The sequence below is a fragment of the Delftia sp. JD2 genome (genome assembly GCF_001682645.1).
Lineage (GTDB): Bacteria > Pseudomonadota > Gammaproteobacteria > Burkholderiales > Burkholderiaceae_C > Comamonas > Comamonas acidovorans.
Genome location: NZ_LFJT01000065.1, coordinates 12,143 through 35,139, shown reverse-complemented (window position 1 = coordinate 35,139; position 22,997 = coordinate 12,143). Strand labels below are relative to the sequence as shown.

At 68.1% G+C, this 22,997-nt stretch carries 23 protein-coding genes; 14 read left to right on the top strand and 9 right to left on the bottom strand.

The window, feature by feature from the left end:
• Together ACM14_RS25385 and ACM14_RS25380 are read left to right on the top strand one after the other, a co-directional pair.
• A partial coding sequence (locus tag ACM14_RS25385; protein WP_139093496.1) for an ABC transporter permease subunit occupies positions 1 to 322 on the top strand: 322 nt, incomplete at its 5' end.
• Positions 319 to 1,077, top strand: a complete 759-nt coding sequence (locus tag ACM14_RS25380; RefSeq protein ID WP_012202297.1) for an amino acid ABC transporter ATP-binding protein — start codon at positions 319 to 321, stop codon at positions 1,075 to 1,077. The genes ACM14_RS25385 and ACM14_RS25380, both read left to right, overlap by 4 nt.
• A 68-nt stretch (positions 1,078 to 1,145) precedes the next feature.
• Here ACM14_RS25380 and mrdA read toward each other — a convergent pair whose 3' ends face one another.
• From mrdA to ACM14_RS25360, 4 genes are all read right to left on the bottom strand, one after another.
• Entirely contained in the window at positions 1,146 to 3,191 is a 2,046-nt protein-coding gene (mrdA, locus tag ACM14_RS25375) for a penicillin-binding protein 2 (protein WP_043821858.1), read from the bottom strand.
• 13 nt (positions 3,192 to 3,204) lie between these two features.
• Positions 3,205 to 3,723, bottom strand: coding sequence for a rod shape-determining protein MreD (gene mreD, locus ACM14_RS25370; protein WP_013800223.1), 519 nt, complete (start codon positions 3,721 to 3,723; stop codon positions 3,205 to 3,207).
• The gene (gene mreC / locus ACM14_RS25365) at positions 3,720 to 4,790 is read right to left on the bottom strand and encodes a rod shape-determining protein MreC (RefSeq protein WP_012202294.1); all 1,071 of its coding nucleotides are present in this window, start codon (positions 4,788 to 4,790) and stop codon (positions 3,720 to 3,722) included. Before mreC ends, mreD begins: the two co-directional genes overlap by 4 nt.
• Positions 4,791 to 4,974: 184 nt before the next feature.
• The gene (locus tag ACM14_RS25360; RefSeq protein ID WP_012202293.1) at positions 4,975 to 6,018 is read right to left on the bottom strand and encodes a rod shape-determining protein; all 1,044 of its coding nucleotides are present in this window, start codon (positions 6,016 to 6,018) and stop codon (positions 4,975 to 4,977) included.
• 212 nt (positions 6,019 to 6,230) lie between these two features.
• Between ACM14_RS25360 and gatC the strand changes: the two genes are divergently transcribed.
• Genes gatC through gatB form a run of 3 tightly spaced genes read left to right on the top strand, consistent with a single transcriptional unit; the run spans position 6,231 to position 9,531 of the window.
• The gene (gene gatC / locus ACM14_RS25355) at positions 6,231 to 6,530 is read left to right on the top strand and encodes an Asp-tRNA(Asn)/Glu-tRNA(Gln) amidotransferase subunit GatC (RefSeq protein ID WP_012202292.1); all 300 of its coding nucleotides are present in this window, start codon (positions 6,231 to 6,233) and stop codon (positions 6,528 to 6,530) included.
• Positions 6,531 to 6,582: 52 nt separating this feature from the next.
• The gene (gene gatA / locus ACM14_RS25350) at positions 6,583 to 8,079 is read left to right on the top strand and encodes an Asp-tRNA(Asn)/Glu-tRNA(Gln) amidotransferase subunit GatA (RefSeq protein WP_065347699.1); all 1,497 of its coding nucleotides are present in this window, start codon (positions 6,583 to 6,585) and stop codon (positions 8,077 to 8,079) included.
• A gap of 6 nt (positions 8,080 to 8,085) precedes the next feature.
• A complete protein-coding gene (gatB, locus tag ACM14_RS25345) occupies positions 8,086 to 9,531 on the top strand; it encodes an Asp-tRNA(Asn)/Glu-tRNA(Gln) amidotransferase subunit GatB (RefSeq protein ID WP_065347698.1) in 1,446 nt (481 codons plus the stop codon).
• 45 nt (positions 9,532 to 9,576) lie between these two features.
• On the opposite strand, the gene ACM14_RS25340 is transcribed toward gatB, so the two are convergent.
• Entirely contained in the window at positions 9,577 to 10,548 is a 972-nt protein-coding gene (locus ACM14_RS25340; protein ID WP_065347697.1) for a tripartite tricarboxylate transporter substrate binding protein, read from the bottom strand.
• Positions 10,549 to 10,675: 127 nt separating this feature from the next.
• Between ACM14_RS25340 and ACM14_RS25335 the strand changes: the two genes are divergently transcribed.
• Positions 10,676 to 11,899, top strand: coding sequence for a serine hydrolase (locus tag ACM14_RS25335; protein WP_012202288.1), 1,224 nt, complete (start codon positions 10,676 to 10,678; stop codon positions 11,897 to 11,899).
• A 131-nt stretch (positions 11,900 to 12,030) separates the two neighbouring features.
• Positions 12,031 to 13,197: an HPP family protein gene (locus tag ACM14_RS25330; RefSeq protein WP_065347696.1), complete on the top strand. Its 1,167-nt coding sequence runs from the start codon at positions 12,031 to 12,033 to the stop codon at positions 13,195 to 13,197.
• 64 nt (positions 13,198 to 13,261) lie between these two features.
• Here the strand turns inward: ACM14_RS25330 and serA are convergent, their stop codons facing one another.
• Complete coding sequence (gene serA / locus ACM14_RS25325; RefSeq protein ID WP_012202286.1) at positions 13,262 to 14,491, bottom strand: phosphoglycerate dehydrogenase; 1,230 nt, start codon at positions 14,489 to 14,491, stop codon at positions 13,262 to 13,264.
• Positions 14,492 to 14,849: 358 nt separating this feature from the next.
• Here serA and ACM14_RS25320 point away from each other — a divergent pair, with 358 nt between their 5' ends.
• From ACM14_RS25320 to ACM14_RS25305, 4 genes are all read left to right on the top strand, one after another.
• Positions 14,850 to 15,827 (top strand): hypothetical protein, encoded by a 978-nt coding sequence (locus ACM14_RS25320; protein WP_065347695.1) that lies wholly within the window; start codon positions 14,850 to 14,852, stop codon positions 15,825 to 15,827.
• Between the two features lie 49 nt (positions 15,828 to 15,876).
• On the top strand, positions 15,877 to 16,440 hold the full coding sequence (locus ACM14_RS25315; RefSeq protein WP_065347702.1) for a nitroreductase family protein: 564 nt from the start codon (positions 15,877 to 15,879) through the stop codon (positions 16,438 to 16,440).
• A 122-nt stretch (positions 16,441 to 16,562) separates the two neighbouring features.
• Positions 16,563 to 16,799: a hypothetical protein gene (locus ACM14_RS25310; RefSeq protein WP_013800215.1), complete on the top strand. Its 237-nt coding sequence runs from the start codon at positions 16,563 to 16,565 to the stop codon at positions 16,797 to 16,799.
• Between the two features lie 76 nt (positions 16,800 to 16,875).
• Complete coding sequence (locus tag ACM14_RS25305; RefSeq protein WP_065347694.1) at positions 16,876 to 17,229, top strand: hypothetical protein; 354 nt, start codon at positions 16,876 to 16,878, stop codon at positions 17,227 to 17,229.
• A 30-nt stretch (positions 17,230 to 17,259) separates the two neighbouring features.
• On the opposite strand, the gene ACM14_RS25300 is transcribed toward ACM14_RS25305, so the two are convergent.
• The 3 genes from ACM14_RS25300 to pyrE all read right to left on the bottom strand — a co-directional run bounded on the left by ACM14_RS25300 (position 17,260) and on the right by pyrE (position 21,454).
• A complete protein-coding gene (locus ACM14_RS25300) occupies positions 17,260 to 19,866 on the bottom strand; it encodes a membrane-bound PQQ-dependent dehydrogenase, glucose/quinate/shikimate family (RefSeq protein ID WP_065347693.1) in 2,607 nt (868 codons plus the stop codon).
• A gap of 210 nt (positions 19,867 to 20,076) precedes the next feature.
• Entirely contained in the window at positions 20,077 to 20,745 is a 669-nt protein-coding gene (locus tag ACM14_RS25295; RefSeq protein ID WP_013800212.1) for a hypothetical protein, read from the bottom strand.
• Positions 20,746 to 20,752: 7 nt separating this feature from the next.
• Positions 20,753 to 21,454, bottom strand: coding sequence for an orotate phosphoribosyltransferase (gene pyrE, locus ACM14_RS25290; RefSeq protein WP_013800211.1), 702 nt, complete (start codon positions 21,452 to 21,454; stop codon positions 20,753 to 20,755).
• 10 nt (positions 21,455 to 21,464) lie between these two features.
• Between pyrE and ACM14_RS25285 the strand changes: the two genes are divergently transcribed.
• The 3 genes from ACM14_RS25285 (at position 21,465) to ACM14_RS30950 (ending at position 22,938) form a co-directional block, all read left to right on the top strand.
• Positions 21,465 to 22,268: an exodeoxyribonuclease III gene (locus ACM14_RS25285; protein WP_013800210.1), complete on the top strand. Its 804-nt coding sequence runs from the start codon at positions 21,465 to 21,467 to the stop codon at positions 22,266 to 22,268.
• Between the two features lie 92 nt (positions 22,269 to 22,360).
• Positions 22,361 to 22,609, top strand: a complete 249-nt coding sequence (locus tag ACM14_RS25280; protein ID WP_043791083.1) for a type II toxin-antitoxin system CcdA family antitoxin — start codon at positions 22,361 to 22,363, stop codon at positions 22,607 to 22,609.
• Positions 22,609 to 22,938, top strand: a complete 330-nt coding sequence (locus tag ACM14_RS30950; protein WP_084027453.1) for a CcdB family protein — start codon at positions 22,609 to 22,611, stop codon at positions 22,936 to 22,938. Before ACM14_RS25280 ends, ACM14_RS30950 begins: the two co-directional genes overlap by 1 nt.
• Positions 22,939 to 22,997 lie beyond the last annotated feature (59 nt).

Genomic DNA, 22,997 nt, shown 5'->3' with positions numbered 1-22,997 from the left:
GCGCGGCCAGGCCGAGGCCGCACGCGCCCTGGGCCTGCCGCGCATCTGCGTCTTCATGGACGTGGTGTTCCCGCAGGCCTTCAAGATCTCGCTGCCGCCGCTGGTGAGCAACTTCGTGGCACTGCTCAAGGATTCGTCGCTGGCGTACGCCATCGGCGTGGTGGAGCTGACCAATGTGGGCAACCGCATCCAGTCGGCCACCTTCCAGCCCGTGGAGACCCTGGTCACCGTGGGCGTGACCTACCTGGTGCTGACCACGCTGGTGACCCAGGTCACGGCTGCCGTGGAGTACCGCTTCGACGTGGAGGGCCGCCACAAATGAGCGCCGACAAGCTGGCACGGGGCATGCCCTACATCGTGGCCGAGAAGGTCACCAAGTCCTTCGGCAGCCACCAGGTGCTCAAGGGCGTTTCCACGCAGTTCTGCACGGGAGAGGTGACGGTGATCATCGGCGCCTCGGGCTCGGGCAAGTCCACGCTGCTGCGCGCCATCAACCGGCTGGAGCCGCACGACGGCGGGCGCATCACCATCGACGGCGTCGAAGTCACCGACAACGAAGCCACGCTGCAAAAGCAGCGCTGCGAAGTGGGCATGGTGTTCCAGCAGTTCAATCTGTTCGGCCACATGACGGTGCTGGACAACGTGACCCTGGCGCCGCGCCGCATTCACAAAACGCCGCGCGCCCAGGCCAATGCCAAGGCCATGGCCCTGCTGGAGCGCGTGGGCATGCAGGCCCATGCCCACAAGTACCCGTGGCAGCTGTCGGGCGGCCAGCAGCAGCGCGTGGCCATTGCCCGCGCCCTGGCCATGGAGCCGCAGGTGATGCTGTTCGACGAGCCCACCAGCGCGCTGGACCCGGAGATGGTGCAGGAGGTGCTGGACGTGATGCGCGAGCTGGCACGCGGCGGCATGACCATGATCGTGGTCACCCACGAAATGGGCTTCGCCCGCGAGGTCGCCGACCGCGTGATGTTCTTCGACCAGGGCTGCATCGCCCACGAGGCCCCACCGGCCGAGTTCTTCGGCAACCCGGCCAGCGAGCGGATCGCTGCGTTCATCGGGCGCATGGGGCATTGAGGCCTGGGCCTGCGCACGCAGGCTGCTCAAGAAAACAAAGAGCCGGCAATGCCGGCTCTTTTGCTTTCTCAATCCTCCAGCTCGCCAGCAGACGGCGGCGGCAGCGCGGCAGCGCGGTTGGATGCCACGGGCACCGATGCCTCGGGCGGCTCGTAGCGCGGCAGGCCGGGCAGGTTCACGGTTTCTGCGTCCAGCGTGATTTCGGAGACGCGGCGCGGGGCGCCTATGGGCACGCCGGCCTGGCCCTTGCGCATGGCGGCCATGTCCTCCAGGCTGGGGTAGCGGCCCAGCAGCCAGTAGTCGAACACGCGGCGTGCCAGCGGCGCGGCGGCGGCGGCGCCGAAGCCGGCGTTCTCCACGATGACGGCAACGGCGATGGTGGGGTTGTCGGCCGGCGCGTAGGCGATGTACAGCGAGTGGTCGCGCTGGAACTCGGACAGGCGCGAGGCGTTGTACTTCTCGTTCTGGCGCACGCCCACGGCCTGGGCCGTGCCGGTCTTGCCGGTGGAGGTGTAGGGCGCGTTGCCGAAGATGCCGCGCGAGGTGCCCTCCACCGTCACGGCGGCCACGGCGGCGCGCACGGCTTCCACGTTCTCGGGCTTGTAGCCCATGCTGGTGCCGGGGTCCTTGTTGATGGCCGAGAACTGCTGCGTCACGGCATCGACACGTCCCACGGCCAGGTGGGGCCGGTGCTTGACGCCCTTGGCCGCCAGCGTGGACATGGCGTTGGCCAGCTGCAGGATGGTGAAGTTGTTGTAGCCCTGGCCGATGCCCAGCGAGATGGTCTCGCCCGCGTACCACTTCTTCTGCTCGGGCCGCTTGTAGGTGTTGCGCTTCCACTCGGTGCTGGGCAGCACGCCGCGCGCCTCGCCGCGCACGTCGATGCCGGTGATCTGGCCGAAGCCCAGCGGCTTCATGTAGTCGTGGATCATGTCCACGCCCATGTCGTTGGCCAGCATGTAGTAGTACACGTTGGACGACTTGATGATGGAGCGGCGCAGGTTGGTCGGCCCGTTGGGGTGTCCCGAGCGGAAGGTGTGGCCGCCGAAGGTCCAGCTGCCGTTGTCCATGATGGTGGTGTCGGGACGGCGCTTGCCCGACTCCAGCGCGGCAATCGCCATGAAGGGCTTGTAGGTGGAGCCTGGCGGATAGGTGCCCCGCAGCGCGCGGTTGAGCAGCGGGCGGTTGATGGATTCGTTGAGCGCGGCCCAGCTTTCCTGGTCGATGCCATCGACGAAGAGATTCAGGTCGAAGGTCGGGCGGCTGACCATGGCCAGCAGCTCGCCGCTGCGCGGATCGATGGCCACCAGGGCGCCACGGCGGTCGCCGTACAGCTCCTCCACCATGCGCTGCAGCTTGATGTCCAGCGACAGCACCAGGCTGTCGCCGGGCGTGGCGGGGCGGCTGCCGAGCTTGCGCACGGCATGGCCACCGGCCGAGGTTTCCATTTCTTCCCAGCCGGTCTGGCCGTGCAGGTCGGTTTCGTAGCTCTGCTCCACGCCCAGCTTGCCGATGACGTCGGTGCCCCGGTAGTTGGCGGCGTCGTCGGAGTCTTCCAGTGCTTCCTTCTCGCGCTGGTTGATGCGGCCTATGTAGCCGATGACGTGGCTGGCCGTGTCCTGCATGGGGTAGGTGCGGAACAGCCGCGCCTTGATGTCCACGCCCGGGAAGCGGTAGCGCTGCGCGGCGAAGCGCGCGACCTCGTCATCGGTCAGGCGCGTGCGGATGGGCAGGGAGTCGAAGCTGCGGGAATCATCCACCAGGCGCTTGAACTTGCGCCGGTCGCGCGGCGTGATCTCGACGATCTCGGCCAGGCCGTCGATGGTCTCTTCAAGGTTGCCCGCGCGCGAGGGCATGATCTCCAGCGTATAGGCCGAGTAGTTGGTGGCCAGCACCACGCCGTTGCGGTCCAGGATCTGGCCCCGGTTGGGCACGATGGGCACCACGGCCGTGCGATTGCTTTCGGCGCGCTCGGCCAGCTCCTCATGGCGCTGCACCTGCAGCACCAGCAAGCGAGCCACCACCAGCCCGAAGGCCAGCAGCACCACCACGCTCATCACCCATGCGCGCAGCCTGAATCGCTGCAGCTCGGCTTCTGTATTGCGGATTTCCATCACGCGTCAAGCCTCACAGGGGACGGTTCTCGTCACTGTCCGGCGGGCGGCGCTGCGGCGCCAGCAGCAGGCCGCTGACCAGGGGCCACAGCAGGGCCTCGATCAGGGGAGCCACCACCACCAGCGGGCCGGGCACGATGCCGCCGGCCACCATGCGCAGCAGCACCTGCAGGCCGTGCACGACGGCGAACAGGGGCAGCAGGTGCAGCGCCTGCACGGGCGTGGAGAACCAGGACAGGCGCCGGCCCATGGCGCCGGCCGCGAACACCAGCAGCGCATAGGCCAGCGCATGCTGGCCCAGCAGGGAGGAGCGGTCCACATCCATGCACAGGCCCAGCAAAAAGGCCACGCCCATGCCCACGCGCTGGGGCTGGTTCAGCGCCCAGAAGGCCAGCAGCACCATCAGCAGGTCGGGCTGCCAGGCCTGGCGGCCCAGCGGCAGCATGTTGAGTGCCAGCGCCGCCAGCAGGCTGACGACGATGAACAGGGGGTTGACCGGCAGCAGCAGCTGCTGGCCGCGCGGCATGATCATGCGGGCTCCTTCCTGGCGGAGGCGGGTGCGGCGGGAGCAGCGGGTGCGGCAGGCGTGGCCGGTGCATCTGTCTTGCCGGCCTTGCCGTCCTTGGAGGCTTCCTTGCCCTTGCCGTCCTTGGCCTTGTCTTTTTCCTTGCCCTTGTCTTTTTCCTTGCCCTTGCCGGCGCGCAGGGGTTCTGCGGCGCCTTCGGCCTCGGGGTGGGTGGCGCGGTCCAGCGGCTTGAGCACCACCACGTGGCGCACGCCCTGCACGCGGCCCACGGGCTCGCAGTAGATGCGCGAGAAGGCCGAGTCGGCGCGGCGCTCCACCGAGACCACCTTGGCCACGGGCAGGCCCGGCGGGTACAGGCCATCGACGCCGCTGGTGGTCAGCAGGTCGCCTTCCTGGACATCGGCATTGCTGGGCATGAAGCGCAGCTCGATGCCGCCGGTGCGCAGCGGCGACGGATCGCCATAGGCCACGCTGCGCGCGCCGGTGCGCGGGTTGAAGACGGGAATGGCCTGGTCGCGGTCGATGAGCAGGGTGACCTCGGCACGCAGCGGATATACGCGCGTGACCTGGCCGACCACGCCCTTTTCATCGAGCACGGGAGAGCCCTGGTCGATGCCATCCACCTGGCCGCGGTCGATGACCACGCGGCGCGTATAGAGGTCGGGGCTGTCGTAGACCACCTCGGCAGCGGTGCCGGGCGTGGTGAGGCGATCGCGCAGCTGCAGAAGCTCGCGCAGGTGGTCGTTTTCCTGGATCAGCTCGTCGGCCAGCGATGCACGCTGGGCCATGGCCACCAGTTCCTTGCGCGCGGCCTGTTCGCGGGCCTGGGCATCGTCCAGCGAGCCCAGGTAGCGGCTGGCGTCGTGCACGGCCTGCACCGGCTTGAGCATCACCCATTGCACGGGGTACAGCACGGTGGCCACGGCCACGCGCACGGGATCGGTGATCCTGAAACGCGCGTCGGCCACCATCAGAAACAGCGCCAGGGCGCTGTAAAGAGCCAGTTGCGAGACCCGCGAAGGCCGCCGCTTGAATAGCGAGGGCGCCGAGTGGTCCAGGGTATTGGGATTCATGCCGCCCTCCCGCGTGGCAGGGCCTGCCCTGCCGCACTTGCTGCAGCCTGGAAAGCACGGGCCGGTCCCGGTGCGAAGGAAGGCAGGGCAAGCATGCAGGTCACCACGGAAGGGGGAGAAAAATCGTTGCAGTCAGACGGCTGCGGCCCCGGGCCCGCGACAACGGGCCCCGGCCTGCGCCGCATCAGTCGCTGGTGAAGATGCTGCCCTGGCGGTCCATGGTCTCCAGCGCCATGCCGCAGCCGCGCACCACGCAGGTCAGCGGCTCTTCGGCCACCAGCACGGGCAGGCCGGTTTCTTCGGCCAGCAGGCGGTCCAGGTCACGCAGCAGCGCGCCGCCGCCGGTGAGCATCATGCCGCGCTCGGCAATGTCGGCGCCCAGCTCGGGCGGTGTCTGCTCCAGCGCGTTCTTGACGGCGCTGACGATCTGGTTGAGCGGATCCGTCAGGGCTTCCAGCACCTCGTTGGACGAGATGGTGAAGCTGCGCGGCACGCCTTCGGAGAGGTTGCGGCCCTTGACTTCCATCTCCTTGACTTCGGAGCCGGGGAAGGCCGAGCCGATGTTCTTCTTGATGGACTCGGCCGTGGGCTCGCCGATCAGCATGCCGTAGTTGCGGCGGATGTAGCTGATGATGGCTTCGTCGAACTTGTCGCCGCCCACGCGCACGGAGCCCTTGTAGACCATGCCGCCCAGCGAGATCACGCCGACTTCGGTGGTGCCGCCACCGATGTCCACCACCATGGAGCCCGAAGCCTCGGACACCGGCAGGCCGGCGCCGATGCCGGCGGCCATGGGTTCCTCGATCAGGTAGACGGAGGTGGCGCCTGCCGCCTCGGCCGCGTCCTTGATGGCGCGGCGCTCGACCTGGGTGGAGCCGCAGGGCACGCAGATGATGATGCGCGGGCTGGGCGTGAGCACCGAGCGCGGATGCACCATCTTGATGAACTGCTTGATCATCTGCTCCGTGATGACGAAGTCGGCAATCACGCCGTCCTTCATCGGGCGGATGGCCTCGATGTTGCCGGGCACCTTGCCCAGCATGGCCTTGGCCTCGCGGCCCACCGCCTGGATCACCTTCTTGCCGTGCGGCCCGCCTTCGTGGCGGATGGCGACAACGGAGGGTTCGTCCAGAACAATGCCCTTGTCGCGGGCGAAAATCAGGGTGTTGGCTGTGCCAAGATCAATGGCAAGGTCGGTGGAGAAATACCGACGGAAAGCTCCGAACATTACGAGAGTCCTCTCAGGCACGGCATGCTCGTCGGCCTGCCATCGCCGGGATGAAAGTTAGGGAGTCTGGATGGGGTTGGCTTTTCGCACAATGACCGGCTCGGAGAGGGTATTGCGGCAAAGCCGAGATAATACCGTATCCCCTGTGAATAACTTCTACTGCCGGGGCTTGAAATACGGGTTTACATCCCGTTGCCCCCTTCAAAAATCCTATGGCACTGAACGCACAAGACATCGCACGCATCGCGAACCTGGCACGACTTGAGCTCTCCTCCACCGAGAGTGAGCGCATGCTAGGCCAGCTCAATGATTTTTTCGGCATCGTGGAGAAGATGCAGGCTGTGGATACTTCAGGCGTCAGCCCGCTGTCACATCCGGTCGCCGCCATCCAGGACATTGCCCTGCGTCTTCGCGAGGACATTGCCAGCGAGCCCGACCAGCGCGACGCCAACCAGCGCAGCGCACCGGCCGTCGAGCGCGGCCTGTTCCTGGTCCCCAAGGTGATCGAGTAAGCGCCGCGCGCCCTCGTCACTGGCATCCGTCCCCGTTTTCCGCACCCCATACATGACCCAGCAAACCACTGATCTGCACACGCTCGGCGTGTCGGCCCTGTCGGCCCTGCTGCGCGAGCGCAAGCTCGGCGCCGTCGAAGCCGCCCAGCATTTCCTGGCCCGCGCCCAGGCACACCAGAACCTGGGCGCCTTCGTCAGCATCGACGAAGAGGCCACCCTGGCCCAGGCCCGCGCTGCCGACGCCCTGATTGCCCAGGGCAAGGGCGGCCGCCTGGCTGGCGTGCCCATTGCGCACAAGGACATCTTTGTCACGCGCGACTTCCCGACCACGGCCTCCAGCAAGATGCTGGCCGGCTACCGCTCGCCCTTCGACGCCACCGTGGTGACGCGCCTGGCCGAGGCCGGCGCCGTGACGCTGGGCAAGCTCAACTGCGATGAATTCGCCATGGGCTCGGCCAACGAGAACTCGGCCATCGCGCCCGTGGGCTTCGATGCCCCCGCGCCCGTGCGCAACCCCTGGAACACGGACCGCGTGCCCGGCGGCTCCTCGGGCGGCTCGGCCGTGGCCGTGGCCGCCGGCCTGGCGCCCGCCGTCACCGGCACCGACACGGGCGGCTCCATCCGCCAGCCCGCATCGTTTTGCGGCATCACCGGCATCAAGCCCACCTATGGCCGCGCCAGCCGCTACGGCATGATCGCCTTCGCCTCCAGCCTGGACCAGGCCGGTCCCATGGGCAAGAGCGCCGAGGACTGCGCCCTGCTGCTGTCCGAGATGTGCGGCCCCGACCTGGACCGCGACTCCACCAGCCTGGACGTGCCGGCCGAGGACTTCACGGCCCGCCTGAACGACGGCATCGAAGGCCTGCGCATCGGCATCCCTGCCGAGTTCTTCGGCGAAGGCCTGTCGGCCGACGTGCGCGCCGCCGTGGATGGCGCCCTCAAGGAATACGAGAAGCTGGGCGCCCGCCTGGTGCCGATCTCGCTGCCGCGCACCGAGCTGTCGATTCCCGTGTACTACATCCTGGCCCCGGCCGAGGCGTCGTCCAACCTGTCGCGCTTCGATGGCGTGAAGTTCGGCCACCGCGCCAAGGACTACACGGACCTGGTGGACATGTACAAGAAGACCCGCGCCCAGGGCTTTGGCGACGAGGTCAAGCGCCGCATCATGATCGGCGCCTATGTGCTGTCCGAGGGCTACTACGACGCCTACTACCTGCAGGCGCAGAAGATCCGCCGCATGATCGCCGACGACTTCCAGACCGCCTTCCAGCAGTGCGACGTGATCGCCGGCCCCGCCGCGCCCACCGTGGCCTGGCAGCTGGGCGGAAAGAGCGACCCGCTGGCCAACTACCTGGCCGACATCTTCACGCTGCCCGCATCGCTGGCCGGCCTGCCCGGCATGAGCGTGCCCGCAGGCTTTGGCGAGGCCGGCATGCCCGTGGGCCTGCAGCTGATCGGCAACTACTTCAAGGAAGGCCAGTTGCTCAACGCCGCCCACCGCTTCCAGCAGGCCACCGACTTCCACCTTCAAGCTCCGAAGGGCATCTGATACCCCATGACCGCGAAACTCATCCAGGGCTATGAAGTCGTCATCGGCTTCGAGACCCACGCCCAGCTGGCCACCCAGTCCAAGATCTTCAGCCGCGCCAGCACCGCCTTCGGCGCCGAGCCCAACACCCAGGCCTGCGCCGTGGACATGGCGCTGCCCGGCACGCTGCCGGTGATGAACAAAAAGGCCGTCGAGTGCGCCATCCGGCTCGGCCTGGCGCTGGGCTCGCACATTGCGCCGCGCAGCATCTTCGCGCGCAAGAACTACTTCTACCCCGACCTGCCCAAGGGCTACCAGATCTCGCAGTTCGAGATTCCCGTGGTCCAGGGCGGCGAAGTGTCCTTCTTCCTCGGCGACGAGAAGAAGACCATCCGCCTGGTGCGCGCCCACCTGGAGGAAGACGCCGGCAAGTCGCTGCACGAGGACTTCATCGGCCAGTCGGGCATCGATCTGAACCGCGCCGGCACGCCGCTGCTGGAGATCGTGACCGAGCCCGACATCCGCAGCACGGAAGAAGCCGTGGCCTACGCCAAGACGCTGCACCAGATCGTGACCTGGATCGGCATCTGCGACGGCAACATGCAGGAAGGGAGCTTTCGCTGCGACGCCAACGTCTCCGTGCGCAAGCCCGGCCAGCCGCTGGGCACGCGCCGCGAGATCAAGAACCTCAACAGCTTCAAGAACATGCAGCTGGCCATCGACTACGAGATCCGCTGGCAGATCGAGGAAATCGAGGACGGCCGCCGCATCCAGCAGGCCACCGTGCTGTTCGACCCCGACACGGGCGAGACGCGCTCCATGCGCACCAAGGAAGATGCGGCCGACTACCGCTACTTCCCCGACCCGGACCTGCCGCCGCTGGTGGTCGCGCCCGAGTGGGTGGAACAGGTCAGGGCCGACATGCCCGAGCTGCCGCGCGCCATGGCCGCGCGCTTTGTCGAGCAGTACGCCCTGCCCGAGTACGACGCCACCACGCTGACGCAAAGCCAGGCCATGGCCGCCTACTTCGAGGACACGGCCCGGGCCTGCAATGCGCCCAAGCTGGCCAGCAACTGGATCATGGGCGAGATCTCGCGCCGCCTGAACACCGAGGAAATCGGCATGGAGGCCGCCAAGGTCTCCAGCGCCCAGCTGGCCGCGCTGATACAGCGCATCGGCGACGGCACCATCTCCAACAACGCCGCCAAGCAGGTCTTCGAGGCGCTGTGGAGCGGTGAAGGCAGCGATGTCGATGCCATCATCGAGGCCAAGGGCCTCAAGCAGATGAACGACACGGGCGCCATGGAGAAGATCATCGACGAGGTGATCGCCGCCAACCCGGCCAACGTGGAGCAGTACCGCGCAGGCAAGGACAAGGCCTTCAACGCCCTGGTCGGCCAGGTCATGAAGGCCTCCAAGGGCAAGGCCAACCCGACGCAGGTCAACGAGCTGCTCAAGGCCAAGCTGGCCTGACCGGCCGCAGCGGGCGCCCCCACGCGCTCCGGGGGGGCGCCTGCCTCAATCCACCGAGGCGCCCGACTGGCGCACGGCCTGGCCCCACTGCGTGATCTCCGAGGCCACGAAGGCATCCATCTCGCGGGGCGTGGTGGGCGCAGCCTCCGATCCCCGGTCGCTGATGAACTTGCGCATCTCGGGGCTGCGCAGGATGGCCACGGCCTCGCGGTTGAGCCGGTCGATCACTTCCTGCGGCGTGCCCTTGGGGGCCATCAGGCCCAGCCAGCCCACGGCCTCGAAGCCCCGGAACTCGGGCAGGCCCGATTCGGCAATGGCCGGCACCTCGGGCAGCTGGCTGGAGCGGGCGCTGGAGGTCACGCCCAGCGGCACGGCCTTGCCCGCCTGGATATTGGGCAGGGCGGCCGTCACCGAATCCACCATCAGCGGCACCTGGCCGCCCACGAAGTCCGCCTGCGCGGGGCCGCTGCCCTTGTAGGGGATGTGCTCTATCTGTATCTTGGCGCGCGCCTTGACCATCTCGGCGCTCAGGTGCTGGGTGCCGCCGATGCCGGCGCTGGCGTAGTTCCAGCGGCCCGGCTCGGCACGCGCCTTGGCCACCAGATCTTTCATGGATTGGATGCCCGCACCCGGGTGCGCCAGGAACACCAGCGGCACCTTGGCGATCAGCGTGATGCCCACCAGGTCGGTGCGCGGGTCGAAATTCACCTTCTTGTACAGCGTCTGGTTCACGGCCATGGCACTGCCGGCCACGAGCAGCGTGTAGCCGTCGGCCGGGCTGCGCACCACCTGCTCGCTGCCGATGTTGCTGCCGGCCCCGGCCTTGTTCTCCACCACCAGCGGCTGGCCCAGCTTCTGGGCGAGCTTTTCAGCCAGCGCGCGCGCAAAGATGTCCGTGGCCTGCCCGGGCGGGAAGGGCACGACCAGGCGGATGGGCTTGTCGGGATAGGCGGCGCTGGCCGGCATGGCAAAGGCGGCGGCCGCGCAGGCTGCGGCGGCCAGAATGATCTGCTTCATGGTGTCGTTGTCTCCTGCGGGCCAGTTTAGCGGCGGCATGCCCGCTGCACCCGCACGCCGCTGTCCCGCAGCCAACAGCGCACCAGGCCATCTGCCGGAACAATCGGCGCACACCACAGGAGACTCCATGACCGCCAGCACCGACCGCCTGCACATCCCCGGCCTGCCCTGGGCCGACTCCCCTGAAACCGTGGGCCTGGGCAGCGCGCGCCTGGCGCGCCTGTCGGCCCGGCTGCAGCGCGGCGTGGACACCGGCGAGATCCCGGGCGCCGTGGCCCTGGTGGCGCGGCGCGGCAAGCTGGCCTACCTGGAGAGCTTCGGCCTGCTGGACCCCGAGGCCGGCACGGCCATGCGGCCCGATGCCATCTTCCGCATCGCCTCCATGAGCAAGCCCATCACCTCGCTGGCCATCATGATGCTGGCCGAGCAGGGGCGGCTGTCCATCATCGAGCCCGTGGAGCAGTACCTGCCCGAGCTGGCCGCGCTGCGCGTGGGCCTGGAGCGCGCGCCGCTGGCGCGGCCCATCACGCTGCAGGACCTGCTGCGCCACACCTCCGGCATTCCCTACGGATTCGCCGGCACCGAGCACCCCGTCAAGAAGATGTACCTGGATGCGGGCCTGTTCAGCGGCAAGTTCACCAATGCGCAGTTCATCACCAGGCTCGCGCAGCTGCCGCTGGTGGCCCAGCCCGGCGAGACCTGGGAATACGGCATGTCCACCGACGTGCTGGGCCGCGTGGTCGAGGTGGTCAGCGGCCAGACGCTGGCCGCCTTCGTGCGCGAGCACATCACCGGGCCGCTGGGCATGGCCGACACGGGCTTTCATGCACCCGACAGCGAGATCGCACGCGCCGCCCGGCCCCAGCCCGAAGGGCCGCAGAAACAGATGCCGCCCATCCCCCCGGTCACGCGCGCCATGATGTTCGAGTCGGGCGGCGGCGGCATGGTCTCGACCATGGCCGACTATGCGCGGCTGTGCCTGTTCTGGTGCAACGGCGGCACGCTGGACGGCGTGCGCCTGGTCTCTCGCAAGACCGTGGAGCTGATGACCACCAACCACCTGCCCGCCAGCGTGCGCATGGGGCCGGACATGGCGTATTTCGGCGCCCAGCTGCCCTCGCCCGAGGTGGGTCAGGGCTTCGGCCTGGGCTTTGCGGTGCGCACGGCGCCCGGCCTCAACCCGCTGCCGGGCAGCGTGGGTGACTTTTCATGGAGCGGCATCTACGGCACCTTCTTCTGGGTGGACCCGAAGGAGGATTTGTTCGCCATCCTCATGATGCAGTCCATGGCCCAGCGCATTCCCTACCGCTGGGTGATGCGCGAGGGCGTGTACCAGTCCGTGGTGGACTGAATCTTCCAGGTTTGCACCAAGGCAGTGCAAAGCCCATGCTGCCAGCAAGAGCGGCGTCCCTTCCTAAAATGACGCGCTTTTGCAGCCCTCCCCCTGGGCCGCGCAGACAAAGACAAAAAGACAACAAGGCCATGGGCTGGAACAGAAAAGCATGGGGGCCGGTGGTGCCACGCCCCGCGCCTGCGGACATGTGGCGCGTGGCCATGGGCTCCATCGTGGGCATGGGGCTGGCCACGGCCCTGGTCTGGCTGGCGCATGCGGGCACCTGGGATCTTCCCCTGCGCCTGTTCGCGCCGCTGGGTGCCACGGCCGTGCTGCTGTTCGCCGTGCCCACCAGCCCGCTGGCCCAGCCCTGGTCCTGCGTGGTGGGCAATACGGTGTCAGCGCTCTGGGCCCTGTTCGTGCTGCAGTGGTGCCCGCCCCAGCTGGCGCCTGCGCTGGCGGTGGGTGGCGCCATAGGCTGCATGCTGCTGACGCGCTCACTGCACCCGCCAGGTGGCGCCATGGCCCTGCTGACGGTGCTCAACGCCAAGGCCTCGCTGGCCGCCGGCTGGATGCTGCCCTTCCTGCCCGTGGGCGCGCTGACACTGGGGCTGGTCCTGGCGGCCACGGCGCTCCACCGCGCCACGGGCCGGCGCTATCCCCACCATGCCGACACGGCGCCCAAGGCCGCGCCCGCCGATGCGGCTCACCGCCATGCCTCGCGCCTGGGCCTGTCCCATGCCGATCTGGAAGGGCTGCTGCTGCGCTTCGGCCAGGAAAACAACCTGGAAGCCGATGACCTGGCCGAGCTGCTGGCCGCCGCCGAGGAAACCGCCATCGAGCACCGGCTGGGCGGCGTGCGCTGCGCCCAGCTGATGACGCGCCATCCCGTGAGCTGCTCCATGGACGACGACGTGCACGCCGTGGCCGCACGCTTTCGCGCGCACCCGGCCAAGAGCCTGCCGGTGCTGGACGCCGATGGCGGCCTGGCCGGCACGGTCTCCCGTGCCGAGCTGTACGAGTGGCTGTGGATGAGCCCCGTGCGCCCGACCGAATCTGCGGCAAAACCTTCTTTGTTGAACTGGCTGGGCCAGCGCCTGCCCGGCAAGACCCGGGCCGCGCCCCGCCTGTCGGAGCTGCCCCAGCTGGTTCATGCGCCTGAACTCAGCGTGGACGAAGACACGCCCGTGGGCCAGTTGCTGGACGCCCTGGCCCGGCACAGCGTGCCCTGCATTCCCGTGATGCGCGAAGGCCGGCTGACCGGCCTGATCACGCGCACGGATCTGATGCGGCTGCTGCTGCAGCCGGGCAGATAGGGCGACCCGGCAATGCGCCCGTTTCAGGAAGTGCGCCCAAGCGCAGCATCCTGAAACCTGGCCATCAGAACAGCACGCGGCAGCGGATGGTGCCCGGAACCTGGGTCAGCTTTTCCACGGCCAGGCCCGAGGACTGGGCCGCCAGGTCGATCACCACATAGCCCACCTTCTCGTCGGTGCGCAGGTACTGGCCGGCGATGTTGATGCCGTTCTCGGCAAACACCTGGTTGATGGCCGACAGCACGCCGGGCTGGTTGTGGTGCACGTGCAGGATGCGGTTCTGGCCGGGGTGGGCGGGCAGGGCCACTTCGGGGAAGTTCACCGCCGAGGTGGTGGTGCCGTTGTCGCTGTACTTGACCAGCTTCTCGGCCACTTCCAGGCCGATGTTGGCCTGGGCCTCCATGGTGGAGCCGCCCACGTGCGGGGTCAGGATGACGTTGTCCAGGCCGCGCAGGGGCGAGACGAATTCATCCTTGTTGCTGCGCGGCTCGGTGGGGAACACATCGATGGCGGCGCCCAGCAGCTTGCCGGCCTTCAGGGCCTCGGCCAGCGGCTCGATTTCCACCACGGTGCCGCGCGAGGCATTGATCAGGATGGCGCCGGGCTTCATGGCCGCGATTTCCTTGGCGCCGATCATCCACTGGGTGGAGGGCAGCTCGGGCACGTGCAGGGTGACGATGTCGCTGCCGGCCAGCAGATCGGCCAGCGATGCGGCCTGGCGCGCATTGCCCAGCGGCAGCTTGGTGGACACGTCATGGAACAGCACCTGCATGCCCACCGACTCGGCCATCACCGACAGCTGGGTGCCGATGGAGCCGTAGCCCACGATGCCCAGCGTCTTGCCGCGGATTTCGTAGGAATTCTCGGCGCTCTTGAGCCAGCCGCCGCGGTGGGCGGAGGCGTTCTTGGCGGGCACGCCGCGCAGCAGCAGGATGGCCTCGGCCAGCACCAGCTCGGCCACCGAGCGCGTATTGGAGTAAGGCGCGTTGAAGACCACCACGCCGCGCTCGCGCGCCGCGTCCAGGTCCACCTGGTTGGTGCCGATGCAAAAGCAGCCCACGGCCACGAGCTTTTGCGCGGCGGCGAACACGTCGGCCGTCAGCTGCGTGCGCGAACGGATGCCGACGAAGTGCACGTCGGCGATCTTGCGCTTGAGCTCCTCGCCTTCCAGCGCGCCCGTCACGGTCTCCACATTGGTGTAGCCCGCGTTGCGCAGCACTTCGAGTGCGGAAGGGTGGATGCCTTCGAGCAGCAGGAACTTGATCTTCGATTTATCCAGCGACGTTTTGGTCATGGGCGAGCCCTCTCTAGTCAGTCAGAAATCAGAGCGAGCATTACAGCGGATTCGGGAAGCCGCTACAGCCGGTAGGCCCAAAGCCTGCGCGCCCGCAAGCGGGAGAACCATGCGCCCTGCGGCCATGAACGCCCCGCCATCCGGCAGGCACTCATTGCAGGACGGTGCATGCCACGGGAGCACATGCACACTTCGAGATTGGCGCGAAATGTAAAACATTGAGAACCGGTGCGCCCGTGCGCGGCAGCCTTCCTAGAATTCGCGCGTCTGTGTCCGGCGCTTTCAAATCAATAGCAACAGAACAGGCCTGCAGGCGGGCCGGACGCGCCCTTGTTTTACGAACCAACCGAGGAATCCGATGATTACAAACATGCTGCGCAGGATCGAGGACCTGCTGGTGCAGGTGGTGCGCGTGGTGCTGCTGGTGTTCTCCCTGCTCGTGCTGGTGGGCATGGCACTGTGGACCTGGGAGAGCTTCAGGCCCGGCAAGGCCGAGGCGCCCCAGGCCGTGGCCCAGGAATTGAACTGGAAGGACGCCAGGCCCGACCTGCAGTTCGTCGTGGACGAAACCAGCCGCGACCTGGGCGCGGGCGGCGGCGAACCCGCCATGGAAAAGCGCCTGGCCGATCCGGCGCTGCGCCCCGCCTTCCAGAAGGCCGACGCCCTGGTGCGCGCCTACGTGAACAAGGATCCCGCGCGGCGCGAGCGCACCGAGCGGGACAACCAGGCCCGGGGCCTGGCGCCGCTGCACCCGCTGCTGCAAGGCGACGCCCTGCCATCCGAGGCCGATGTGCAGCGCCGCATCCAGGAACGCGGCCAGCGCGAAGGCGATGCCGGTGCCGTGGATGCGGCGGCCGACGCAGCGGCTGCAGATGCAGCGGCTGCCGCAGCCGCCTCCACCGACGAGGAAGACGGCTGGATGGTCGAGCCCGTGGATACCGCCGCCGCCATCCACGAGCGCGCCCAGGCCGCCGAGCTGGAACACGGCAAGGGCGCCTATGCGGCCTATGTGCAGGGCCTGCCCGCCGCGCTGGAGCAGGTCTTCGGCAATGCCGCCCTGGAGCCGCGGCTGCAGGCGCAGACGGCCCAGCAGATCCTGTCCACGGTGCTGCTGAACTACACGCTGTCCCTGGACAATGCGGCGCGCGCGCTGCGCGGCGAGGACAGCCACGGCAGCAGCTCCTGGAAGGAGCGCTTCGGCGCCGTGGAGACGGCCTTCTGGAGCATGCTGATGTCATTCCTCGTGCTGGTGGTGATGGTGCTGGTCTTCATCCGCATGGAGCGCCACCTGCGCGTGATCAGCCAGCAGCATGGCCAGGCACCGCGCCAGCCCTGAGGCCTTGCGCTATCGTTGCCGCTTTCCTTTCTGCTTGCCGCCTATCCGCATGACACGCAACACCACCACCCCCATCCATCCCCAGTTCCTGGGCCGCATGTCGCCGCGCGCCTTCAGGCCCGAGGCACTGAGCCAGGCCCAGATCGAGCAACTGGCCGACGCCGCGCGCTGGGCGCCTTCGGCCAGCAACAAGCAGCCCTGGCACTTTGCCTATGCGCTGCGCGGCGATGCGAACTGGCAGGCCTTCAGCACCATTCCCAACGAATTCAACCGCCGCTGGTGCCTGGAGGCGGGCGCGCTGATCGTGCTGATGTCCGACCGCCAGGCCTCGCCCGGCAAGCACAGCTTCGACGCGGGCTGCGCCTGGGGCTACCTGGCGCTGGAAGCCCACGCCATGGGCCTGGCCACGCACGCCATGGGCGGCTTCTCGGCCGACGCCGCACGCGAGGTGCTGCGCCTGCCCGATCACCTGGAGCCCGAGGTGGTGATCGCCGTGGGCTGGCGCGGCGATGCGGCCACCCTGCCCGACGATCTGCGCGAGCGCGAGGTGCCCTCGCCCCGCAAGCCGCTGGCCGAAGTGCTGAGCGCAGGCCCCGTGGCCACGGGCGGCTGACGGCGGGTTCCAAGTCCTACGCCGCTTTGCGGGGATGCCCCGGATGGCCTGCCCAGGCCCCGGGGCTACACTGGCCCACAGGCCTGCAGCGCAGCAGGCGTCCATGACCCCAAGGAGTTGCCATGACCCCATCCACCAGCCCCAATCTCGACAAGCTGCGCAACATCGTCCAGAAGTTCGGCGCAAGCTCCTTCACCACGGACCAGGTGGCCAGCGAATACGACGACGCCCCGGCCACGGCGGAAAGCACCGAGCAATTCGACGCCCTGCTGCAGCGCCACGCGGCCGTGCTGGGCATCCATGCCGTGCCCGGAAGCGGCGGCCAGGGCCACGGCGCCACCGTCTGGCAGCCGGCCTGAGCGCGCAGGCGGCGCAAAGCACGGCGCCGCTACACTCGCTGCGGCCGGCACGGTGCCGGCGCGCAGTTTTCTTTTGATGTCCTCACTCTCTCCCCATACCTGGCTGCAGCTGTCCGTGGCAGCCAGTGCCTTGCTGGTGCTCGCCTCCATCGGCTGGGTCTGGCACGGCACGCGCGCCCTGCCCGCGGATTCGCGCGATGGCCGCAGCGCCCGGCGCATGGCGGCCCTGTTCGCCCTGGGGGCGCTGGCCTGGCTGGCCTACGGCCTGTACACGGGCTATGCCGTGCTGTGGAAGGCGGACGCGCTGATGCTGTTCGCCCAGCAAGGCGCGCTGCTGCGCCTGCCGTTTCTGATCGGCGGACTGGCCTGGGTGGCCGCGCTGCTGGTCACGCGCGTGCTGCGCATGCTGGGCCGGGCCGGATCGGCATGACCCGGCGCAGACCCCCACGGCGCTGAGCGCTCAGGGCGCCGCCACCTCCTTGGGCAGCACATAGGCGCGCACGCTGTCCCCGGCCTTGGTTCCGGTCGAACCATGCCCACCCGCCACCACCACCAGGTACTGGCGCTGGTCCGTGCCCAGGTAGGTCATGGGCGTGGCCTGGCCGCCTGCGGGCAGGCGGTCCTGCCAGAGCTGGCGGCCGCTGTCCACGTCATAGGCGCGCACATAGTTGTCCAATGCCCCTGAGTAGAAGGCCACGCCGCCAGCGGTCATCACCGGGCCGCCAATGCCGGGCACGCCCATGCGAAAGCCCAGCGGCAGCGGGCTCAGGTCACGCGGCGTGCCGTTGCGGCGCTGCCAGACGATCTGGCCCGTGCGCAGGTCGGCACCCGCCACAAAGCCCCAGGGCGGCGCCTGGCAGGGAATGCCCAGCGGCGAGACAAAGGGCTTGAGCCGCACCGCAAACGGTGCGCCGAAGTTTTCGTTGAGCGCGGGCAGGCCGTCCTTGGGCGGGCCGCCATCCTGCACCAGCAGCGAGGTATCGTCCGCGCGCGGCACCAGGGTGGAGACGAAGGCCAGCCGCGTAGGCGTGGCAAACACCACCTGCCGGCGCGGGTCCACGGCCACGCCGCCCCAGTTGAAGACGCCGAAGTTGCCCGGATAGATCAGCGAGCCCTGCTCCGAGGGCGGCGTGAAGCGTCCCTCGTAGCGCAGGCGGCGAAAGGCCAGCCGGCACCACAGTTGCTCGAAGGGGCTGGCGCCCCACATGTCGCGCTCGGTCAGGGCCGGGGGGTTGAAGCTCAGTTGCGAATGCGGCTGCGTGGGCGCCGTGCGGTCGCCGCGTGCCGCGCCCTGCGGCGCAGCCACCTCGGTGACGGGCAGCAGCGGCTGGCCCGTGCGCCGGTCCAGCACGAACAGCTCGCCCTGCTTGGTGGGCTGCACCAGGGCGGGCACGCTGTGGCCGCCGATCTCCAGGTCGATCAGGCTGGGCTGCGAGGGCACGTCGTAGTCCCAGAGATCGTGGTGCACGGTCTGGAAAACCCAGCGCACGGCGCCCGTGGCAATGTCCAGCGCCACCACCGAGGACGAATACTGCTCGGCCTCGGCGCTGCGCCGCCCGCCCCATTGGTCGGGCGGCGCATTGCCCATGGGCACGAAGACGAGGCCCAGCGTCTCGTCCACGCTGGAGATGGACCAGCTGTTGGGCGAGCTGGGCACATAGGTCTGCCCCGGGGGCAGCGGCGTGCTGTTGCCCGGCCGCCCCGGGTCCCAGGCCCACAGCAGCGCACCCGAGCGGATGTCGAACGCACGGATCACGCCCGAAGGCTCGCGCGTGGAATGGTTGTCCAGCACCGTGCCGCCCACGATGATGCGGTCGCGCGCCACCACCACCGGCGAGGTCGAGTAGTACGAGCCCGGCTTGCGCTCGGGCATGCCCTGCCAGAGGTCGATCTGGCCCTGGCCGCCCGCCACATTGCTGCAGGTCTGGCCATCTGCGGGATTGAGCGCGACCACCTTGCCGTCGGCCGTGGCCATGAACAGCTTGGCGGTGCAGCGGCCGTCATCGCCAGGGGCTGCAGAAGCCGAAGCCGTGGATGCGGCGGTGGGTACAGGCATGGCCTGCGCGCCGGACTTCCTTGCAGCCGGCGCCACCGCCGAATGCGTCTGCCCTGCCGCCGCATCGAACTGCGCGGCCGCCTGCGCCGACTGGTAGGACAGGCCCCGGCAGGTCAGATGCTGCAGCGCCAGCCCCTTGGGCATGGGCAGGTCGCGCCGCCACAGCTGCTTGCCCGTGGTGGCATCGAGCGCAATCACCGACTGGTGGGGCGTGCACAGGAACAGGCGCTCGCCGATCTTCAGCGGCGTGACCTCGAACGTGGTTTCTTCGGGATCGCCGGGTTTGCCGCGCACATCGCCCGTGCGGAACTCCCAGGCCAATTGCAGCAGCCGCACGTTGTGCGGGCCGATCTGGCGCAGTGGCGAATAGCGCTGGCCCGCTCCGGTGCGGCCATAGGCATGCCACTCGCCATCGGGCACGGCATCGGTGGCATCGCCCTGCAGCACCGGCGGGCTGCGCAGGCCACCGGCATCGGAGGCCACCATGGACATGTTCTGCACGGCCGTGATCTGGCCGTCGGCCGGCAGGTCCGACGCGGCGGCGGCCGCACCCGCAAACTGGCCCTGGGTTTCATGGGCATCGCGCTGGCGCCCGAATGACAGGCCCGCAAGAATGGCCGTGCCCAGCACCACCAGCGCCAGCGCCGCATGGGCTGGTGCCAGGCCCCGGTTCTGGCCCATGTCGGGCTCATGGCGCAGCGCGCGCACCGACCAGGGCAGCACCAGCAGCAGGCCCATCAACCAGGGCACCCCCAGGCGCCCCGCCAGCGGCCACCAGTCCAGCCCTATCTCCCAGACCGCCCACAGCGCGGTGCCCAGCAGCCACAGTGCAAACAGCCACAGCGCCGCAGCCGAACGACGCGCCACGCCCAGGCCCACGGCCAACAGCAGCACACCTGCCACCACGTAGTAGCCGCTGCCTCCGGCCCACAGCAGCTGGGCGCCTCCCCAGGCCAGCCAGGCACCGGCGGCCCACAGCCACAGCACCGTCAACCATCGCCATGCCGTCATGCATGCTCCCTTCTCGCGGCGGCCCGGCACCTGTGGCTGCAGCGCACACCAGCAGCCAGGCCCTGAGGGCCCGGGAAAATCCGTGGCCGGGAATGTAGTGACAGCCTAGACCGCCGCAATGGCAGCGCTTGCAGGACGAATCCGATTCACGCGCACCGGCGTGCGGCAGGCCGTTCGCGCCAGACGGGAAAGACAGGGGGCAAGGGCCGTTCAGCGGCCCGTGGGAGCCGCAGCGGCGGCGGCCGCGCTCCACAGCGCACGCAGCGGCACGAGCTCGGCATCGAAGCGCTGGTTGATGCGGCTTTTTTCCTGCTCCTGCTGCTGGATGAAGCGCTGCTGCTCCTCCTGGCTGCTGCGGTTTTCATCGAGCTGGCGGCGCAGGGAGGCGGGGGCCTTGGACGGGTCCTTGCGGTAGAACTCCATCTCGCCATCGATCTTGACGCGCTGGGCCTGCAGCTCCTGTATGCGCTGGCGCGCCAGGTTGGCGACCTGGTCGGTCTGCGACAGGGCCTCGGCGCGTTCGGCGTCGTGCGCGGCCTGGTTGGGATAGCGCGCAATCAGCGCGCGCTCGCGCGAGCGCTCCTCGCGCACACGGCGCTGTTCGGCCTGCTCGCGGCGGCGCTGGGCATCGAGCTCGGCGCGCTCGTTGTCGGTCAGCGTGGGGCCGACGCGGCGCAGCTCCACACCGGAGCTGCCCAGCACACGCTGGTCGCGGTCCACGCATTCGGCAATCGGGCGGTCTGCCGTCAGGCGCCGGCCCTTGGCGTCGGTGCATGCATAGATGCCGGCCGGCACGCCGGCATCCAGGGCGCAGGCAGGGCCAGCCGCGGCACCAGCCAGGGCGCACCACAGGAACCGTGCATGCAACGCCTTGTTCATCAAACCCTTATTCCTTGTCGTTGACTCCGTAACGCTGGCGGTAGGCCAGCACGCGCTCATGGTGGCCGCTGCCTTCGCTGCCACCTTGAATCTCAAGATAAAGCAATAAGTCTGCCAGTTTTGCAATAGTGCAGACCTGCATGCCCAGCTGGTTGCGCACGTACTGAACGGCGCTGTGGGGCACGTCCTGGCCATTCTCGGTGGCCATTTCCTGGCGGTCCAGCGCGATCGCCACGGCATGCGGCGTGGCACCTGCGGCGCGGATGATGGCGATGGACTCGCGCGCGGCCGTGCCGGCGCTCATCACGTCGTCCACGATCAGCACGCGGCCCTTGAGGGGCGCGCCCACCAGGGTCCCGCCCTCGCCGTGGTCCTTGGCTTCCTTGCGGTTGTACGCAAAGGGCTTGTTCAGGCCCATGCGGGCCAGCTCCACGGCCACGGTGGCGGCCAGCGGGATGCCCTTGTAGGCGGGGCCGAAGATCATGTCGAACTCGATGCCGCTGGCTGCGATGGCTTTTGCATAGAATTCGGCGAGACGGCCCATCTTGCCGCCGTCATCGAACAGGCCGGCATTGAAGAAGTACGGGCTCATGCGCCCGGCCTTGGTCTTGAACTCGCCGAAACGCAGCACCCCTGCGTCAACGGCGAATTGCACAAATTCCTGCGCCAGACGGCCTGTGTCATCGGCCTGCAGATTACTCACCACCATGGATTCATCCTTGTTCAAATTGACCAGCCTCAACCTCAACGGCATCCGCTCGGCCTCGACCAAGGGCGTCGAAGCCTGGATCGAGGCCACTGCGCCGGATTGTATTTGCGTGCAGGAAATCAAGGCCCAGGCCGCCGACATGACCGGACGCTTCGAGCTGCTGGCCGGCCTGCGCGGCCACTTCCACTACGCCGAGAAGAAAGGCTACTCGGGCGTGGGCGTCTACAGCCGCCACGAGCCCAGCGATGTCGTGGTCGGCTTCGGCTCGCACGAATTCGACGCCGAGGGCCGCTACGTGGAGGCGCGCTTCGACACGCCTGCGCGCAAGCTGTCCATCATCAGCGCCTACTTTCCCAGCGGCAGCTCGGGCGAACTGCGCCAGACGGCCAAGTTCCGCTTCCTGGCCGAAATGCACGATCACCTGATGCGCATGAAGGGCGAGCGCGAGTTCATCCTGTGCGGCGACATCAACATCGCCCACCAGCAGATCGACCTCAAGAACTGGCGCAGCAATCAGAAAAACAGCGGTTTCACGCCCGAAGAGCGCGAGTGGATGACAAAGTTGTTACACAAAACTGATCCCACGGGCGGTCTTGTGGACGTTTATCGCCTGCTCCAGCCCGACACCACGGACGCCTGCTACACATGGTGGAGCAACCGCGGCCAGGCCTATGCCAACAACGTGGGATGGCGCCTGGACTACCACCTGGCCACCCCGGCCACCGCCGCACTGGCACGCACCGAGCACATCTACAAGGATGTGAAGTTCTCGGACCATGCGCCGGTCACCATCGGCTATGACATGAAGGTGTGAGACGTTCAAGCAGGGCCTTGGATCGCGGCGGTTTGACTCGTCGCGCTCTCATACAGACACTGTGCGCATGATCTTTATCTGAGGGTTCCGAGATGAAATCCATTGCTGTCTCCAGCGCCAAGCGGCCAATCCATCTCACGATCAATGCAGATCTGGTGACACAGGCCAAGGCCTATACCGACAATCTCTCGGCCACCATGGAATCCCTGCTGGCCGAATACGTTGCCAGGCAGGAGGGCGCACAGCGTGAGCGCCAACGGCTTGCCGACGCCTGCGCCAGCGACTGGAACGCGGTCAACATCGCGGTGGGTTCGTTCGCAGACGAGCACTCGACGCTCTAGTGGCGCAATTCGACGTTCATCGCAACAAGGGAGCCTTGCGCGACTCGATTCCCTGCGTCGTCGTGGTCCAGTCCTCGCTGTTTGACCGCTACCGCCGTCGCGTCGTGGTTCCACTAGTTCGGCAGAATCTGCTGCCGCGCGGCACTCCAACCGTGGGTGCGAGGATGAATCCCGTGTTTGTCATTGAAGGCGTGCCGGTCGTCCTGCATGCCCTGGACATGGTTTCAGTCGCCCTGGATCAATTGGGTGAAGTGGTGGCCTCACTGGAGCATGAAGGCCAAGCCATCGCCGATGCGCTGGACGAATTGCTGACCCGGTCCGGAGGCTGACCCAAGATCGTTTTCAAGGAGGCCAGGGCTTGGGCCCTGCCCTCCTCGGACTTCAGCCC